Below are 236 nucleotides of genomic sequence, written 5' to 3'. Positions count from 1 at the left end.
GACAAGGGCAATTCCTGGCTGGATCGCTATGGCCATGAAAAGAACATAGCGGCCGGTCTGGTGGCCTTCGACCTCAGCGACGCCGACACCCTGACCCTGGGTTTCTCCCAGCACAACAGCGACGCCAACGGCAGCTCCTGGGGCAACCTGCCGCTAGCCGACGCAAACGGCGATCCGCTGCACTACGGCCGTCGCAGTTCCAGCATCGGACAGGACTGGACCTACTGGAATCTGGA

General features: G+C 62.3%; 1 pseudogene. It reads left to right on the top strand.

From position 1 onward, the window contains the following. Positions 1 to 236 (top strand): annotated as a pseudogene (locus tag FS767_RS22625) (TonB-dependent siderophore receptor); the annotation flags it as partial.

The organism is Pseudomonas sp. DE0010, from assembly GCF_007680745.1.
Classification (GTDB): Bacteria; Pseudomonadota; Gammaproteobacteria; order Pseudomonadales; family Pseudomonadaceae; genus Aquipseudomonas; species Aquipseudomonas parafulva_B.
Note: the sequence above shows the minus strand (reverse complement) of the source record. Positions and strands in the feature narration are given on the sequence as shown.